At 74.3% G+C, this 16140-nt stretch carries 18 protein-coding genes and 1 pseudogene; 9 read left to right on the forward strand and 10 right to left on the reverse strand.

The features are described 5' to 3' along the window. The 3 genes from DT076_RS14215 to DT076_RS14225 form a co-directional block, all read right to left on the reverse strand. Entirely contained in the window at nt 1–210 is a 210-nt protein-coding gene (locus DT076_RS14215) for a heavy-metal-associated domain-containing protein (protein WP_114127362.1), read from the reverse strand. A 92-nt stretch (nt 211–302) separates the two neighbouring features. Beyond that, nucleotides 303–656, reverse strand: a complete 354-nt coding sequence (locus DT076_RS14220) for an L-rhamnose mutarotase (RefSeq protein ID WP_114127363.1) — start codon at nt 654–656, stop codon at nt 303–305. A 68-nt stretch (nt 657–724) separates the two neighbouring features. Next, the gene (locus tag DT076_RS14225; RefSeq protein ID WP_114127364.1) at nt 725–1867 is read right to left on the reverse strand and encodes a ScyD/ScyE family protein; all 1143 of its coding nucleotides are present in this window, start codon (nt 1865–1867) and stop codon (nt 725–727) included. A gap of 318 nt (nt 1868–2185) precedes the next feature. Between DT076_RS14225 and DT076_RS14230 the strand changes: the two genes are divergently transcribed. Further along, nucleotides 2186–2572 carry a hypothetical protein gene (locus DT076_RS14230; RefSeq protein ID WP_114127365.1) on the forward strand — a complete coding sequence of 129 codons (387 nt, stop codon included), beginning with the start codon at nt 2186–2188 and terminating at the stop codon, nt 2570–2572. Between the two features lie 7 nt (nt 2573–2579). On the opposite strand, the gene DT076_RS14235 is transcribed toward DT076_RS14230, so the two are convergent. Genes DT076_RS14235 through DT076_RS14250 form a run of 4 tightly spaced genes read right to left on the reverse strand, consistent with a single transcriptional unit; the run spans nt 2580 to nt 7396 of the window. Continuing rightward, complete coding sequence (locus DT076_RS14235) at nt 2580–3416, reverse strand: response regulator transcription factor (RefSeq protein WP_114127366.1); 837 nt, start codon at nt 3414–3416, stop codon at nt 2580–2582. A 22-nt stretch (nt 3417–3438) separates the two neighbouring features. Beyond that, complete coding sequence (locus DT076_RS14240; protein WP_114127367.1) at nt 3439–3993, reverse strand: hypothetical protein; 555 nt, start codon at nt 3991–3993, stop codon at nt 3439–3441. Further along, on the reverse strand, nt 3986–4531 hold the full coding sequence (locus tag DT076_RS14245) for a pyruvoyl-dependent arginine decarboxylase (RefSeq protein ID WP_114127368.1): 546 nt from the start codon (nt 4529–4531) through the stop codon (nt 3986–3988). Before DT076_RS14245 ends, DT076_RS14240 begins: the two co-directional genes overlap by 8 nt. Continuing rightward, nucleotides 4532–7396 carry an ATP-binding protein gene (locus DT076_RS14250; protein WP_147264153.1) on the reverse strand — a complete coding sequence of 955 codons (2865 nt, stop codon included), beginning with the start codon at nt 7394–7396 and terminating at the stop codon, nt 4532–4534. It lies immediately after the preceding gene. A gap of 140 nt (nt 7397–7536) precedes the next feature. Here DT076_RS14250 and DT076_RS14255 point away from each other — a divergent pair, with 140 nt between their 5' ends. The 5 genes and pseudogenes from DT076_RS14255 (at nt 7537) to DT076_RS14275 (ending at nt 10873) form a co-directional block, all read left to right on the forward strand. Further along, nucleotides 7537–7944 (forward strand): response regulator, encoded by a 408-nt coding sequence (locus DT076_RS14255; protein ID WP_233493972.1) that lies wholly within the window; start codon nt 7537–7539, stop codon nt 7942–7944. After that, entirely contained in the window at nt 7941–8270 is a 330-nt protein-coding gene (locus DT076_RS14260; RefSeq protein WP_158548151.1) for an Hpt domain-containing protein, read from the forward strand. The genes DT076_RS14255 and DT076_RS14260 overlap by 4 nt, the downstream gene beginning before the upstream one ends. 87 nt (nt 8271–8357) lie before the next feature. After that, nucleotides 8358–9476, forward strand: coding sequence for a lipid II:glycine glycyltransferase FemX (locus DT076_RS14265; RefSeq protein WP_114127371.1), 1119 nt, complete (start codon nt 8358–8360; stop codon nt 9474–9476). After that, nucleotides 9476–10003, forward strand: coding sequence for a TetR/AcrR family transcriptional regulator (locus tag DT076_RS14270; RefSeq protein ID WP_114127372.1), 528 nt, complete (start codon nt 9476–9478; stop codon nt 10001–10003). The genes DT076_RS14265 and DT076_RS14270 overlap by 1 nt, the downstream gene beginning before the upstream one ends. A gap of 46 nt (nt 10004–10049) precedes the next feature. Further along, nucleotides 10050–10873 (forward strand): annotated as a pseudogene (locus DT076_RS14275) (uracil-DNA glycosylase). Nucleotides 10874–10926: 53 nt separating this feature from the next. Here the strand turns inward: DT076_RS14275 and DT076_RS14280 are convergent. Continuing rightward, on the reverse strand, nt 10927–11433 hold the full coding sequence (locus DT076_RS14280; RefSeq protein ID WP_114127373.1) for a hypothetical protein: 507 nt from the start codon (nt 11431–11433) through the stop codon (nt 10927–10929). A 260-nt stretch (nt 11434–11693) separates the two neighbouring features. Between DT076_RS14280 and DT076_RS14285 the strand changes: the two genes are divergently transcribed. Beyond that, nucleotides 11694–12062, forward strand: a complete 369-nt coding sequence (locus DT076_RS14285) for a phosphotransferase (RefSeq protein WP_114127374.1) — start codon at nt 11694–11696, stop codon at nt 12060–12062. Nucleotides 12063–12069: 7 nt separating this feature from the next. Here the strand turns inward: DT076_RS14285 and DT076_RS14290 are convergent, their stop codons facing one another. Both DT076_RS14290 and DT076_RS14295 read right to left on the reverse strand, forming a co-directional pair. Beyond that, nucleotides 12070–13107, reverse strand: coding sequence for an alanine racemase (locus tag DT076_RS14290; protein ID WP_233493973.1), 1038 nt, complete (start codon nt 13105–13107; stop codon nt 12070–12072). 28 nt (nt 13108–13135) lie between these two features. After that, a complete protein-coding gene (locus tag DT076_RS14295) occupies nt 13136–13852 on the reverse strand; it encodes a CPBP family intramembrane glutamic endopeptidase (RefSeq protein WP_114127375.1) in 717 nt (238 codons plus the stop codon). Between the two features lie 155 nt (nt 13853–14007). Here DT076_RS14295 and DT076_RS14300 point away from each other — a divergent pair, with 155 nt between their 5' ends. Together DT076_RS14300 and DT076_RS14305 are read left to right on the forward strand one after the other, a co-directional pair. Then, nucleotides 14008–14817, forward strand: a complete 810-nt coding sequence (locus tag DT076_RS14300) for an IclR family transcriptional regulator (RefSeq protein ID WP_114127376.1) — start codon at nt 14008–14010, stop codon at nt 14815–14817. Beyond that, nucleotides 14814–16127 carry an FAD-dependent oxidoreductase gene (locus DT076_RS14305; RefSeq protein WP_114127377.1) on the forward strand — a complete coding sequence of 438 codons (1314 nt, stop codon included), beginning with the start codon at nt 14814–14816 and terminating at the stop codon, nt 16125–16127. Before DT076_RS14300 ends, DT076_RS14305 begins: the two co-directional genes overlap by 4 nt. Nucleotides 16128–16140 lie beyond the last annotated feature (13 nt).

Raw genomic sequence — 16140 nt, forward strand, 5'->3', positions numbered from 1 at the left:
TCAGCCCCGCTGCGCCTGGTAGCCGGCCTCGTCGACGGCGGCGATCACCGTGGCGTCGTCCACCGAGCCGTCGGTGGTCACCGTCAGCCGGCCGGTGGCCGCACTGACCTCCACCTGCTGCACACCGGGCACGGCGCCCAGCTCGCTGCGCACCGCCGTCTCGCAGTGCCCGCAGCTCATCCCGCTCACCAGGTAGGTCTGGGTGGTCATGGGTCGTCATCCTCTCCGTCGGATACCGACACCGTATACCCCTATGGGGTATGGATCAACGAAGAGGTGCGAGCAGCGGAGGCTGCGGACGGTCAGCCGCGGTGGCGGGCCAGCTGCTCCTCGAGGTTGAACACCTCGGTCAGCTCGAGGAACCCGGTGTCGGGTGCCCCCTCGAGGTCGACGAAGAACTCGGCCATCTCGGCCTGCCAGCGCGCGTTCACCTCGGTCGCGGCCATGGCGGCCTGGGCGCGCTCCAGCGAGTCGGTCTCGAAGTAGCCGATCAGCAGGCCGTCCGCGCGCAGGAACAGCGAGTAGTTGTGCCACCCGGCGGCGTCCAGCGCCTCGGCCATCTCGGCCCAGATCGGGTCGTGGCGACGCCGGTACTCCTCGATCCGGTCCGGCTTGACCTGCAGCTGGAAGCAGACGCGACGGACGTCCTTCGGCACGGGTGTCCTCCTCGGTCGGGCGGGGAGGGCCAGGCGGACCGGCCCTCCCGCGACCCTACCGGCGCCGATCAGTCTGCGAGCGGCGTGAAGGCGTCGTCGGACACCTTCACGACCTGCCCGGCGCCCGGCCTGCCGAGGAACCCGCCGATGGCCCAGGCGGCCGACCACAGCGTCCCCCGGTGGTGCAGCAGACCGCTGGGCATGGTCACCTCGGCCACCGAGCGGGTGCCGTCGGGGGCCAGTGCGACGATCCGGCCGATGTCGGCCGGGTCGGCCTCCGGCGGAGGCGGTCCGGCCGGCGCGCCCTCGAGCAGCTCGGAGACGTAGACGGTGCCGTCATGGTCGACCGCCACCCCGGTCGGGGCGGTGAACCCGGTGTGGCTGCGCACCACCCGGCCCCGGGAGTCGACCACCCAGACCCGTCCCTCACCGGGCGCCTCGGCGGTCAGCGCGGACACGTGCAGCAGGCCGTCGGGGCCGTAGGCCAGCCCGGTGGGCACCGAGTCGCAGCCGACGCCGGTGGCGTTGTTGTTCGGCAGCTCCGCGCACGGCCCGGTGGTCACGGTCGGCGGCACGAAGAAGGTGCTGACGCGCCCGCGCCCGTCCACGGCGAGGACCGCGTTCGCCCCGGCGTCAGCCACCAGCAGGAACCCGTGCCGGCGCCGGTCCTCCAGCAGGAAGTACGGGTTGGACAGGGCGTCGAGCGGGGCGCCGTCGGGGCCGAACTGGGTCTGGCCGTCCGGGTTCTCCTCCAGCTCGTGCTCCAGCAGGTCGGCGAACACCCGCGGCTCACGGCCCGGGCGGGCGACCAGCACCGCCGAGGACCCTTCGGCGTCCCCGGCCTCCGGACCCGCCTCGCCGGTGGCGACGTAGACCCGGCCGCGGTGCTCGACCACCCCCTGCGGGGTGGCCAGCCCGTCGACCACCACCCGGCTCCTCCCGTTGCTCGGGTTGACCAGGCTGACCTCGCCGCTGTCGGACTCGGCGACGAGGAGCCGCCCGCCCCAGGGCGAGATCTGGCGCGGCCCGTCCAGGCCCTCGGCCACCACGGTGACCGGGTCGCTGTGGCGGGGCCCGCGGTCGGCGCTGGCCGGGACCGGGGCCGAGGCCAGGGTGAGTGCGGCGACGGCGAGGCCGACGGCCCCGGCGCGCAGGGCACCGGGCAGGACGTGACGGCGGACCGTCGCAGGGTCAGGTACGAGAGCTGGCATGTGATCCCCCCGAGGACTAGCCGGGTCTCCGTTGACCCGGGCTGCTGGCACCGCTCTACCGCCTGCACGGACCCTCCGACAAGGGGTCGGCGGCGTGGCGTCCGGTCCGCGCCGGCTTCCAGAGGCAGAACTGAGGATCTCTTGAGGCCGTCGAGGCGCAAGCCCGAGGCCCCCCTGACATCGGCGCAGCACAGTCGTCCTCGACGACGCCGACAGCCACACGGTCGGGGGAACGTGTGGAGGTCGGCGTCGTCGTCATCACGTCCGGCGTGGTGCCACACCCCGTCCGGCCGGTCGGGGTGGACCAGAGGAGTACGGATGACGGAGGGCGGTGACGACCCCGTGCACAACCTCGTACCGGTCGTCGTCCTCGACGTGTCCGCCCTCGACGACCTGGTGGAGCTGTTCGACGGCGACCCGCAGGTGGCCCGCGACTTCGTGGGCGGCTACCTCGGGCTGATCGGGCCCCGGCAGAGCCGGCTGCAGGACGCCGTCCGGGCCGAGGAGCCCGAGAACGCCGTGGTCGCCCTGCTCAGCCTGCAGAACGCGAGCGCGATGGTGGGGGCCCAGCAGGTCGCGCACCGCTGCGGCTGGCTGCTGGAGCAGGTCCGCGAGCTGCGCTGGACGGTCGTCCGCGCCGACCTGCCCCGGCTGACCCGCGACGTCGGGGACGCCGCCCGCGCCCTGGGTGAGTGGGATCCGTGACGCGGGCTCAGGCCCGGCGCGCAGCCAGCCGGTAGCCCACCCCGCGCACGGTCTCGATGAACCGGGGCTGACCGGCGGAGTCACCGAGCTTGCGCCGCAGGTTGGCCAGGTGCACCTCGACCGAGCGCCGGTCGGACTCGCTCACCCAGGAGCCCTCGACCTCGTGCCGCAGCTCCTGCACCAGCACCTCCTTGGAGGCGACGCGGCGGTCCCGGCGGACGATCGCCAGCAGCAGGTCGAACTCGCTGCGGGTCAGCTCCACCGGACGCCCGTCCACCTCGCAGAGCCGCATCTCCGGGTGCACCCGCATCCCGTTGCGACCCAGCCAGGCCGAACCCTCGACCTCGTCCGCGCCGGCCCCCGCGTCGGTGGTGACCGGTGCCACGGTCGGAGCCGGCGCCGGCACCGGCGACGGCACCGCGGCCGGCGAGGACGGGGCACCCAGCTGGGCGAGCCACAGGTCGCGCCGCCGCAGCATCGCCTCCACCCGGGCCCGCACCTCCCGCGGCCGGAACGGCTTGCTGACGTAGTCGTCGGCCCCCGCCCCCAGACCCATCAGGATGTCGGTCTCCTCGTCCTTGCCCGACAGGATGATCACGTAGGTGTCGCTGAACGAACGGATCTGGCGCACCACCTCCAGCCCGTCGTAGTCGGGCAGGCTGACGTCGAGGGTGGTCAGCACCGGTGCCTGCTCGCGCACCAGCCGCACCCCCTCGCCGCCGGTGGCGGCGAGGTGGCAGTCGAAACCGGCCTGCTGCAGGATCGCCCGCAGCAGCTCGCTGATGTCCGCGTCGTCCTCGACGATCACGGCCGTGCGTCGGCGCACGTCCTCGGCGCTCGTCATCGAGGCCTCCTCTCCTCACCGCTCACGGCGAGACGACGCAGTAGTAGGTCTGGCGGTCCAGCTTCTCGTGGGTCACGGAGGAGCGGGCGGCCATGGTGCGTCTGATCATGGTGTCCATCCGCAGCACGTCGTCGTTGTATCCGCACACGTCGTAGCCGCACACCCCGTGCGCCCGGGTGAACTCCACCAGGCAGCTGCTCAGCAGGTCGCCGAACACCGCGCTGCCCTGGTAGTCGGGATGGACCAGGCTGAACCCGAGGTAGAAGATCGCGTCCCGCGCCGCGTGCTCGGGGAACCGGGCGGCGAAGAACTCCGGGCTGATCCACGGCACGGTGGACAGGTCGCGGGTCAGCGTGGTCATCCCGATCGGACGGCCGGAGCCGTCCCGGGCCACGTGCTTCTCCACCCGGTGGTCGACCAGCTCGTGGCCGAACTCCTCGCGGGTGAGCACCTGCCGGGCCGCCGCCAGCGGACGCAGCGGTGCGAAGGCCTGCTCGTAGAGGCGCCAGAACACCTCGACCTCGTGCTCGGGCACCACGAGCTCGACCCCGACCGTCCAGCGCCGGCCCTCAGACATGGGCCCAGTCCCAGCTGCGCGTGGCGTAGCTGGCGACCACCACCGCGCAGACCGGACGGTCCTCGTCCACGCACCGGCGCGAGGCGACCACCTGCCCCGCGGGCCGGAAGTCACCCCCGCGGCCCTCCGACAGGTCGGCCAGGCTCGACTCGAGGTGGTGGCGCAGGACGTGCTCGTCGTGCGAGCCGTGCTCGACGAACAGCCCGGAGCGGGAACCGTCGTGGTGCTCCGACCACGCCACCCCGGCCCAGGCCGAGGTGCCGGGGATGCTGGCGTAGGCGTCGGCGTAGACGCAGAAGAGGACGTCGCCGTGCCCGCCCTGCAGCTGGTGCTCGCGTCCCACCTCACGCACGTGGCTGCCCGGGGGCACCACCGAGCTCAGCCGGACCAGGTTGAAGTTGGCCACCCCCGCGTCGCGCAACGCGGCGTCGAAGGCCGACAGCCGCGTGCGGCCACTCCCGGTGCCGCGGCTGACGCGGATCTCGAGGGCCTGCAGGCGGGGACGTTCGAGAGCGGAGGCGGGGTGCGATGCAGTCATTCAGCCGTTCTCTCCAGGCGCCGGGACGGTCACCGCGGACGCTACCGCAGCCCGGGTCCCCCCGACCGGCTCCGCGGGAGCGGCCTCCGACCACCGCTCCAACACCCGCGCGCGGACCAGCTCGGCGCACCGCTGCGGGTCGGCGTCGGGGTCGTCAGGCCGGAAGAGGACCAGCGGCACCGCGGACAGCCGGGACTCCCGACGCAGCCGGGCGGCCACCCGGCCGAGCGGGTCCGTGCCGCCGATGTCGACCGCGACCGCGGCCGGCGTGGTCCGGTCGAGCTCCTCCATGGCGCGGGCCGGGCTCTCCACCCGGCGCACCGGCAGGCCGAGCCCGGCCAGCGCGGCGACGACGAGCGGCGTCAGTGCGGCCTCGCCCTCGACCACCAGCACCGTGCGACGGTCGGTGTGGCGCCGCACCACCGAGGAGAGCGTCCGCGCGAGGAGGGCCTCGTCGAACCCCCGGGGCAGCCAGGCGTCGGCCCGCCGCACCAGCTCGGGGTCGGCGGCGGAGCGCTCGGCCAGCACGAGCACCGGGGCGGCCTCGACACCGCCCCGGCGACGCAGCTGGTCGAGCAGCTCCACGGCGGTGCGGGTGCCGACCTCGGCGTCGACCAGCAGGGCGGCCGGGCGCTCGGTGCGCAGCAGCTCCAGCGCGGCCCCCCGGTCGGGAGCCGGCAGCACCCGGTGGCCCCGCAGCCGGAGCGCGTCGACGACGGTCTGGGTGAGGTACTCGTCGGTGGTCAGCAGCACCACCGGCTCCTGCCCGGCAGCCGGCTCCGTGACCTCGGCCAGCGGGACGGTGAAGTGGAAGCTGGTGCGTCGTCCCGGGTCGCTCTCGGCCCAGATCCGCCCGCCCAGGCGTTCGATGATGGTCTTGGAGATCGCCAGCCCCAGGCCGGTGCCCCCCTTCTCCCGGGCGTCGGAGGAGTCGACCTGCTGGAAGCGGTCGAAGACCTGCTCGAGCCGGTCGGCCGGGATGCCGCGGCCGCGGTCGGTCACCCGGAACTCGACGAGGGAGCCCACCTCGACCGCGTCCACGTCGATCGCCGCCCCGGGCGGGGAGTACTTGATGGCGTTGCTCAGCAGGTTGAGCAGGGTCTGCAGGAGCCGGTCGCGGTCGCCCCGCACCACGCTCGAGGCCTCCCCCACCCGGATCGTCAGCCCGGCCTCGGCGGCCAGCACGCCGACCTGGTCGGCGGCGTCGCGGAGCAGGCCGGCAACCTCGACGTCGGACAGCTCCATCGGCACGGTGCCCGTACCGAGCCGCTCCAGGTCGAGGATGTCGTTGATCAGCCGGGTCAGCCGCTCGCTGCTCTCCAGCGCCGTCCCGGTCATCCGCTGAGCGCGCGGGTGCAGCGCGCCGAGGGCCCCGGAGGCCAGCAGACCGAGCGTGCCGCGGATCGAGGTGAGCGGGGTGCGCAGCTCGTGGCTGACGACCGAGACGAACTCGTTCTTCATGCGGTCGATGGCCTGCCGCTCGGTCATGTCGCGGAAGACCACCACCGCGCCCTCGATGGTGCCCGAGTCGCGCAACGGGCTGGCGGTCACCTCCACCGGGATCCGCTGCCCGTCGGAGCGGACGTAGACGTCCTGCTCGGCGGTGGTGACCAGGCCGTCGCGGATCGCCTCGGTGATGTAGCACTGCTCGTCCGGGAACGGCGAACCGTCGTCCTGCCAGGCGTGGAAGGTGTCGTGGGCACGGCTGCCCACCAGCTGCTCGGCCGGGTAGCCCAGCAGCCGGGTGGCGGCCGGGTTCACCGAGACCACGACACCGTCCCGGTCGACCCCGTAGATGCCGTCGTCGACCGAGCTGAGCATGAGGCTGGTGCGCTGGGTGGTCTGGCGGAGCGCGGTGGTGCGCTCGTCGACCCGGCGGGCCAGCCGCTCGCGCAGCCGGTCGTTGTCGATCACCAGCAGGATCTGGCGGGCCACCACCGCGACCAGGGTGAGCATCCAGATCACCCGGGAGGCGAGGTCGAGCCTGCCCTGTGCACCGGCGATGTTGGCCAGCACGGCGCCGAGGATGAACAGGCTGAACATCAGGATGGTGCCGGCCAGCGGGCTGCTGACGCGGACGGCCGCGGGGTCGCGCTCGGCCCCGCGGTCGGGCACCAGCGCGGTGGCGGCCAGCACCAGGTAGCCGGTGATCCAGCCCAGGTCGCCGGCCGTGCCGAACTGGTGGCCGCCCTGGGCGAGGTCGGTGACGAAGTGCAGGTCGGAGACGGCGTACAGCCCGAAACCCAGCCCCAGCAGGGCGAGCCGGGGGCGGTCGGCGGGGCTGCTGCGCAGGATGAGCAGCACGGCCACCGTGGCCACCACGGTGTCCAGCAGCGGGAGCAGCAGCAGGGCGGGGTCGACCTCGAGGGACTGCGCGCCGCTAACCCTCGAGCGCACCACGACGCTGACGGTGAAGAGGATGGCACCGCCCACCACCACGCCGTCGAGCATCATCCGGGCCAGCTGCACGCTGGTGTGGCGGGCGGAGGGGAAGGTGGACAGGCCCACCACCCCGAAGACCATGGCGATCAGCAGCAGCACGTTGACCAGCAGGGTGGCCAGGGCCGGCGGCTCGGGGCCCGCGACCAGGGCGACGAGGTTGCCGACGGCGGCGGTCGGTCCGGCGGCCGAGAGCAGCACCCAGGCGCGGCGACGGCGGTGGTTGCGGGTCCAGGTCGCCCGCAGCGCCCCGGTGAACCCGGCCAGCAGCCCGCCGAGCACGAGCGCGACCTGGGAGACCACCGAGCGGACGGCGAGCGGCAGGTCGCTGAGCAGCACCCCAACCACGACCAGCACCACCACGGCGGTGGTGCCGAGGATGACACCGGTCCGGAGCCGCCAGCTCCAGGGTGCCATCGCGGACATGGCCAGACGCTACCACCGGGCCGCCGCCCCGGCCCGGGCTCGGAGCGCGCCGGACGCCGGGACGGGGAGGCACGGCGGGGCCCGCGCACACTACCCTGGGACGGCCGGCGGCCGCCGGTGTGCCGGCGGAGGGAGGGCAGGTGGGGAACCGTCCTGGTCCCGACGCGTCCCGGCCGTCGGAGCCGCTCGTGCTGGTGGTCGACGACGACGCGTCCATCCGCGAGGTGGCGCAGGCGGCGCTGGAGCTGGTCGGCGGCTGCACGGTGCTCACCGCCGGCTCCGGCGAGGAGTGCCGCCGGACCGCCGCCGAGGAACGTCCCGACGTCATCCTGCTCGACGTGATGATGCCGGGCACCGACGGCCCGGCGACCCAGCGGCTGCTGTCCGACGACGAGCGCACCTCCGACATCCCGATCATCTACCTCACCGCGAAGTCCGACAGCGTGCTGCAGCAGAGCCCGCCGATCGTGCGCGGGATGATCCTCAAGCCGTTCGACCCGATCCGGCTGATGAGTGACGTCGAGGCGCTGCTGGGGTGGCGCTCGTGAGCGGCCAGGACGCCTTCTCCGTCGAGCTGGCGCGGATCGCCGCGGCGGCCCGGCACTCCAACCTCTCCCGCGCCGAGCAGCTGCGCCACGCCCTGGACCGGGTGCAGGACGGCGGGCTGGAGCCGGAGCAGGTCGAGCGGGCGCGCCGGCTGGCCCACCAGCTGGCCGGCTCCTCCGGCACCCTCGGCCACCCGGCGGCGGTGTCCCCCGCCCGGCTGCTGGAGAGCTACTTCACCCCGGGCAGCGGCATCCCCGACGCCACCGCGGACGAGGCGCTGGCCGCGGTGCTCGCCGCCCTGCAGGGCCAGCCCGACACCACCCTCTGACCCGGGCCCGCGCCCACCGGGACCGCAGTGGCCCCTCCCGCTCGAGCGGGGACGGCCGGAGGTCGGGGGCCGGTAGCCTCGTCGCTCGTGACCACCACCGTGCGGACCATCACCGAGGCCGAGCACCTGGCCTTCCTGGCCAGCCGGCCCTCGGCGAGCTACCTGCAGACCCCGGCCTGGGCCCGGGCCAAGCCGGAGTGGACGAGCGAGTCGCTGGGGTGGTTCGACGGCGACCAGCTGGTGGGGGCCGGGCTGGTGCTCTACCGCCAGCTGCCGAAGGTGCGGCGCTACCTGGCCTACCTGCCGGAGGGCCCGGTGCTGGACTGGGACACCGACGACCTCGGCGCCCTGCTCCGGCCGATGGCTCGTCACCTGAAGCGGCGCGGGGCGTTCGGCGTCCGGATCGGTCCGCCGGTGGTGTGGCGCACCTGGCACGCGGCCACCATCAAGGCGGCGGTGGCCGACGAGGACGTCCGCTCCCTCACCGAGGTGAAGCCGGACGTCGTCGACCCGGTCGGCACCCGCACCCACAACCAGCTGCGCTCACTGGGCTGGCTGCCGCCCGAGCCCGAGGGCGAGGGGTTCGCGGCCGGGCAGCCGACCTTCCGGTTCTGGGTGCGGCTGACCGGCCAGACCCCGGAGTCGCTGCTCAAGGGCATGAACCAGCTGTGGCGGCGCAACATCAAGAAGGCCGACAAGGCCGGCGTGACGGTGCGGGTCGGCGACGTCTCCGACCTGCCCGCCTTTCACCGGGTGTACGCCGAGACGGCCGTCCGCGACGGGTTCACCCCGCGACCGCTGTCCTACTTCGAGACGATGTTCGCCGCGCTGCAGCCCGAGGCCGAGGACCGCATCCGGCTCTACCTGGCCGAGCACGAGGGTGACCTGGTCGCGGCGACGATCTGGACCCGGGTCGGCGGGCACGTCTGGTACGCCTACGGCGCCTCCACCTCCGAGAAGCGGGACGTCCGCGGCTCGAACGCCATCCAGTGGCGGATGATGACCGACGCGCTGGAGGCCGGCGCCGACGTCTACGACCTGCGCGGGATCACCGACTCGGTGGCCGGCGACGACCCGCACCTGGGGCTGATCCAGTTCAAGGTGGGCACCGGCGGGGAGGCGTACGAGAACCTCGGCGAGTGGGACCTGCCGCTCAACCGGCTGCTGTACACCGCCTTCGACCTGTACCTGCGCCGGCGGGGCTGATGGCCCGGCCACCCGCCGCCCGGGCCAAGGTGCTCGACGCCTTCGCCCGGGTGCTGATCGAGGACGGCGAGCGCAGCGCCACCATCGACGCCGTGGCCGCGCGGGCCGGGGTGACCAAGGGCGGGCTGCTCTACCACTTCGCCAGCCGCGAGGCGCTGGTCGACGGGCTGCTGGAGCGGCTGGAGGAGCTGGGCCGGGAGGACGTCGCCGCGATGCGGTCGGCCCCGGAGGGCCCGGTGCAGTACTACCTGCGCACCTCCGACGTCAGCTCCTCCGACGAGTTCTCCGACCTGGTGATGGCGGCCATGCGGCTCACCCAGGACGCCGGCACCCGGGCCCGGGCGCAGCTGCGGCGGCTGGAGGCCCGCTGGCTGGAGGTGCTCACCGAGGAGATCGGCGACCCGGCGCGGGCCCGGCTGGTGCTGCTGGTCGGCGACGGGCTGTACTGGCACCAGATGATGGCCAGGGGCGGTGGCGCCAGCCAGCTGCGGGCGATCCTGCCGGTGGTCGAGGAGCTGCTCGGGTGAGTGCCGGAACGTACCGCTGCGAGGTCGCAGCACGATGTTCCAGGAGGTGGCACCGGTGGACCCGCACCCGCTGACCGGCCAGCCCTTCGACTCCCCCGTCCCGCCCGGCACGGGCTGGCCCGGTGACCCGGCGACCGCCGACACGCCGGTGGCTGCCGACGAGGCGTCGGTGCGGGCGCTGGCCGCGGCTGCGGAGGACCTGGCCGCGCTGGACGCCGCGGTCGCGGTGTGCCGGGCGTGCCCGCGTCTGGTCGCCTGGCGGGAGGCGGTGGCCACCACCGGGCGCCGGGCCTCCTTCGCCGACCAGCCCTACTGGGGTCGTCCCACCGTGGGCTTCGGCGACCCCGCGCCGTCGATCCTCGTGGTCGGCCTGGCTCCGGCCGCCAACGGCGGCAACCGCACCGGGCGGATCTTCACCGGTGACCGGAGCGGGGACTGGATCTTCGCCGCACTGCACCGGGCCGGGTTCGCGAACCAGGCCGAGAGCGTGCACGCCGGTGACGGGCTCGAGCTGCGGCGGGTGCGGATCGTCGCGTCGGTCCGCTGCGCGCCTCCGGGCAACAAGCCGAGCGTCGAGGAGCGCCGCACCTGCGGGCACTGGCTGGACCGCGACCTGGAGCTCGCCGCCCCCACCGTCCGCTCCGTGCTGGCCCTCGGGTCGATCGCCTGGGACGCCGTGCTCGCGGCTGCCCGCCGGGTCGGGTGGGAGTACCCCGGCCCAAGCCGAGGTTCGGCCACGCCGCCGTCGCCGAGCTGGGTGGCCCCGAGGGCCTGGTGCGGCTGGTCGGTTCCTACCACGTCAGTCAGCAGAACACCTTCACCGGTCGGCTGACCGAACCGATGCTGGACGCCGCACTCGCCCTGCTCTGAGCCCGACGGCGAGCCCGCGGCCGCCGCGTGGCGCGACGTCCGCGGGCCGGAGATCAGTGCGCGCGGTCGGTGCCGCGGTCGTCGTCGAGGCGGTCGTCGCCCTCGACCTCCTTGGCCAGCAGGCCGGAGCCGACCGACCACACGATCGCGCCGACGAGGCCGACGAAGACACCGGCCTGGATGTCCAGGTCGTAGCCGCGCTCCAGGCCGCCCATCGAGTCGATGGCGAACACCAGGCACTGCAGCACGGCAGCCAGCGCGACCGCCATCGAGACCAGGCTCAGGCCGCGGTGCTGGCCCCGGGAGGCCCGGCGGGTGGCGTAGATCATGGACAGCAGCAGCCCGATGCCGAGGTAGGCGATGAAGGGGATGAGGGAGTCGGTCTCGTACCCGGTGACCTCGGTGCGCTCGGTGCCCTCGTCGCTCGTGCTGACCCAGGCGATGAACGGTGCGACGTTGAAGATGACGATGCCGATGGCGGCCACCACCAGTCCCGTCGTGCGCGCCCGGGCCGGCGTGGCGGTCGTGGTGCCCCGCGAGGGGTTGTCGGTGTGGGACATGTGTCCTCCTTTGTGAACGGGAGCGGTGTGTGCCCGTGTGCTCGAGCGTGGCTCCCACGCAGAGGGGTACCCAGCGCGGGAGGGCGCAACCCGCGGACCGTTGCTGCGACCCGCCGTCGTGACGCTGACGCCGGCAGCCGGACCGGACCGGCGGACCACGAAATGGGCTCGCCCGCTGCACCCGGCGGCGACCGGACTGCCCGCGATGACCAGACACGCCATGCATGAGAGCCAGCTCAGCCCCACACTCGGGCAGGCGCGTGGTGGTCGCCGGGCGGTTCCCGACCTGGGCCGCGCTGCCGGTGCGGTCGCTCCCCTCCGACGGCACCGTCAACCTCCTGCTCCGCGTCGGGGAGGAGGTGGTGGCGCGCTTCCCGCTGCAGCCAGCCCCGCTGCCCGAGGTGCGGACCGAGCTCGGGGCCGAGGCCGCGGCCGCGGTCCAGCTGGCCGCGCTGACCGGCGTCCCGGTGCCGGAACCGCTGGCGGTGGTGGCCGACCGGGAGCAGGAGTGGCAGGGCGGTCGGGCCTGGGCGCTGGTCCAGGCGGCCGGCTGCCTGGCCTACTACGAGGACACCAACCCGGCGATGTCGCGGCTGGCCCGCACGCTGGGCGCGGTGCTGGAAGGCTGAACCGGGCTCAGGCGTCGACCACCCGGTCGACGACGGCGGTGGTCAGCCGCAGCTGCACCGGCACCGTGTCACCGACCGCGGGCGGCTGGGCGTCGGCGGGCAGCAGCACCATCGAGGACTGCATGTGCGGGGGCTCGAGGAACCAGCGCTTGCGCCCGGCCACGGTGTAGGGCGAGAGCGCGCGGCCGACCGCGGCCAGCCCGCCGGTGGCGAGCGAGACGGCGCGGGCCCGCGGGCTGGCGGCCGAGGTCGGCGCCTCCAGCCCGACCCCGTGCGCGGTCCCGCCGGCCAGCACCAGCACCCAGCCGTCCTTGAGCACCCGGCGCTGGCGGTAGCCGACGCGCTCGCCGCGGCGGACGCGGTGCACGTCGAGCACGGTCGCGGTGGTGGTGAGCAGCCCGGGACGTCCCAGCCACAGCGAGGTCCCGAGCCGCAGCCGCACCGGCACGTCGAGCTCGGAGGCCAGAGTGCCGGCCTCGGTCGGGGTGAGGTGGGAGATCCACAGCGGTCCGGGCCGCACCGACTGGGCCAGCGCGGCCAGCTCGCGGGCCTCCTCCATCCGGCCCTCGGTGAGCAGCGGCAGGTGGATGGTCCAGCCCTCGACCTCGGCGCCGTCGGCGGCCTCGACCGCGGCCCGCGCCTCGGCGACGTCCAGGCCGTGGCGGCGCATGGACGTCCGCAGCTCCAGCACCACCCGGGGCCGCTCGCCGGCCGCGGCCACCGCCGGCACGTCCTCGACCCGGGTGACGGTGCTGATCACCCGCGGGTCGCCGGTCAGCGCCACCGCGTCGGGGTCGGCGGGGCGCCAGGGCTGCAGCACCACCAGGTCGCCGTGGAAGGTCTCGCGGACCTCGCCCACCTCGGCCGCGGTGCCGACCGCCAGCACCGGGACGTCCAGCCGCTCGGCCTCGGCCGCCAGCTGGCGCAGGCCGAACCCGTAGCCGTTGCCCTTGGCCACCGGCACCACGTCCGGGCCGGCCGCCACCATGGTGGCCAGGTGCTCGCGCCAGCGCTCGGTCTGGATCGTCAGGGTCAGTCCGCTCACGTCGGCGCAGCCTAGTCGGGCCGCACCCTCAGGCGGTGAGCGCGATGACGGCGGGCACCACGACGGAGAACACGTTGTTGCACACGTGCACGACCACCGCCGGCCAGATCGACCCGGTCCGGCGCAGCAGCAGGGCCGCCGCCACACCGACGAGGAAGGCCACCGGCGTCACCACGTTGATGCCGTGGGCGACGGCGAAGACCGCCGAGCTGAGCAGCACCCCGGACCACCAGCCCCAGCGGCCGAGGACGTTCGCCACCAGCCCGCGGAAGAACATCTCCTCCCCGAACGGGGTGAGCAGCGCGCCGAGCAGGATGGCGCCGAGGAAGCTGGCCAGCCCACCGGTGGCGGCGGCCTGGTAGTCGGTCTGGATGTTCTCGGGCTGGGTGTAGGTCACCACGACCGCGGTGACGAGGACGTTGAGCCCGATCACCACCACGCCGACGCCGACCGCGACGGCCAGCCACCGCCCGGCCACCCGACGGATCCCGAAGTCGCTCCACCGCCGCCTCCGCAGCAGCGTGACGACGGCGACGGCCCCGAGCGGGCCCAGGCCGGAGACCGCGTAGGAGGCCAGGCCGACGAGGATGCTCTGGTCCTCCGGGAGCGCCCGCAGGAGCAGGATCCCGAGGCCGAGCAGGACGACGGCGGCGGCGACGCCGATGCCGAGGTCGGCCCAGCCGAGCGGTCGGGACGGTTTGGTCTGGGGTCGCGAGGTGGTGACGTCAGTCGTGCTCCCGGTCATGGATCCACTGCACACCGTGCCCTCGGGACAGGCTCAAGTCGTCGTCCGGTCCGTGGGTCGCACCGTCCGACCTCTTGTCAGCGACCGACGACCCGCCTAATCTTCGTCATATAGTCGAACGGTGTTCGACATTGTCGAACAAGGAAGCGCGAGCGATGACGCCCGAACCACACCAGAGCCCGACGCCCCGTACCGCCATCCAGGCCATCGACCGGAGCGTCGCGCTGCTGGACGCGATCGCCGACGCCGGACCGACCGGGGTCCCGCTCAGCGAGCTCGCCGAGACGACCGGGTTGGCCACCTCCACGGCGCGCACCCTGCTCTCCTCGCTCGTGGAGCACGGGCTGGTGGCCCAGGGCGGTCGACGGCGCTACCTGCTGGGTGCCCGGTTCTTCGAGCTCAACCGCCGCTTCGTCACCCAGACCGACCTCTCCGCGGTCGCGGCGCCGGTACTGCGGGCCCTGTGGGAGCGCACGGAGGAGACCGTGCACCTCGCGGTGCTGCAGGGCCTGCGACGCGTCGACATCGCCGTCCTGGTCGGGCCGCAGCTGCTCACGGTCAGCCCGACGTCGGCCCGCTTCACCGACGCCACCAGCACGCCCCTCTACCGCACGGCTGCCGGCAAGATGCTGTTCTCCGGGCTCGACCGGGCCAGCCGGCTCGCGATGCTGGCCGAGGCCCCCTGGGACTCACGCGGCCGGCCCGGCGAGGACGAGCTGATGGCCGCGATGGACGATGTCGCGGCCCAGGGCTACGCCACCAACGTCGAGGAGGAGATGGCCGGTGTGTGCGGTGTCGCGGCCCCGGTCCAGGACCAGGCCGGACGCACCGTCGCAGCCGTCTGCCTCGGCTACCCCGCCGTCCGGCACACCGACGCCCACGCGACCTGGCTGCGGGAGGAGGCGGTGGGCGCCGCCGCCGAGCTGACCCTGCTGCTCGGTGGTGACGGAGGGGCCCGCGGATGAGGCAGCACTACGACGTCGTCGTCGTCGGCGGCGGACCGGCGGGCTGGCCGGCGGCGATCCAGGCGGCCCTGCTCGGGGCGAGCACGCTCCTGGTCGAGAAGAACGGCGCGCTCGGCGGCACCACGACGGTGGCGGGTGTCGCGCTGCCGGGTCTCTTCCACGCCTGGGGCCGGCAGATCATCGGCGGCATCGGCTGGCAGGTCGTCCTCCGTTCGGTCCAGGAGGCCGGTGGAGCGCTCCCCGACTTCTCCGACTGGCGGCAGCGCCACTGGCGGCTCCAGGTCCCGGTCGTGCCGGGGGTCCTCGCCGCGCTGATCGACGACGCCGTCGTGGGGTCGGGCGCCGACCTCCTGCTGCACACGATGGTCGGGGCGGCACACTGGGACGGCTCGGTCTGGCGCCTCACCCTCGCCACGAAGGAGGGCCTGCGGCCACTGACGGCCGACGTGGTCGTCGACTGCACCGGCGAGGCCGACGTCGTCGCGCTGGCGGGTGTGCCGCGGCGCACCAACGAGCACCGTCAGCCCGGCACGATCATGTTCCGGCTCGAGGGCTACGACCTCGCCGCACTCGACACCGACGCCCTGCAGCGGGCCCACGACGCCGCGGTGGCCCGGGGCGACCTGCTGCCGGCCGACCTGGCGCACAAGAGCGTCGCCGCGTTCCTGCGGGCGCACGGGGAGAACGCCACCCACGTGGTCGGGGTGCAGGGCGGCACCAGTGCCGACCGCACCGCCACCGAGCTCGCCGGACGTCGGCTGCTGCTCCGGGTGCTGCGCTTCCTCCGCGCCCAGCCCGGGCTGGAGGAGGTGGGGCTGGCGGCGTGGGCGACCGAGACAGGTGTCCGCGAGAGCTGGTCGATCGACGGCCACGTCACCATCACCTCCCACGACTACGTCACCGGTCGCCGCTGGCCCGACGCGCTGAGCCACAGCTTCTACCCGATCGACGTGCACCGCCCCGACGGCGCCGGCATCGACATCCGACCGCTCCCCTACGGCACCCTCCCGACGATCCCGCGGCGGGCGCTGGTGCCCCGCGGGAGCCAGCGCCTGCTGGTGGCCGGACGGGCCATCAGCGGCGACCAGGAGGCGGCCTCGGCGTTCCGGGTGCAGGCGTCGTCGATGGCCATGGGGCAGGCCGCCGGCGCACTCGCCGCCCGCGCGGCGGCCACCGGGGCGGACGTCCTCGAGGTGCCGCTGGAGGACGTCTGGGCCCAGCTGCGCCGGCACGGCGCCATCGTCCCGGGCGACGTCGTCGTCCCGCCGCTGGAGCAGGACCACCCGAGGCGCACCGCCTCCCCCGCATGAGCCGAGTCGAAGG

The sequence above is a fragment of the Desertihabitans brevis genome (genome assembly GCF_003327535.1).
In the GTDB taxonomy this organism is placed as follows: domain Bacteria; phylum Actinomycetota; class Actinomycetes; order Propionibacteriales; family Propionibacteriaceae; genus Desertihabitans; species Desertihabitans brevis.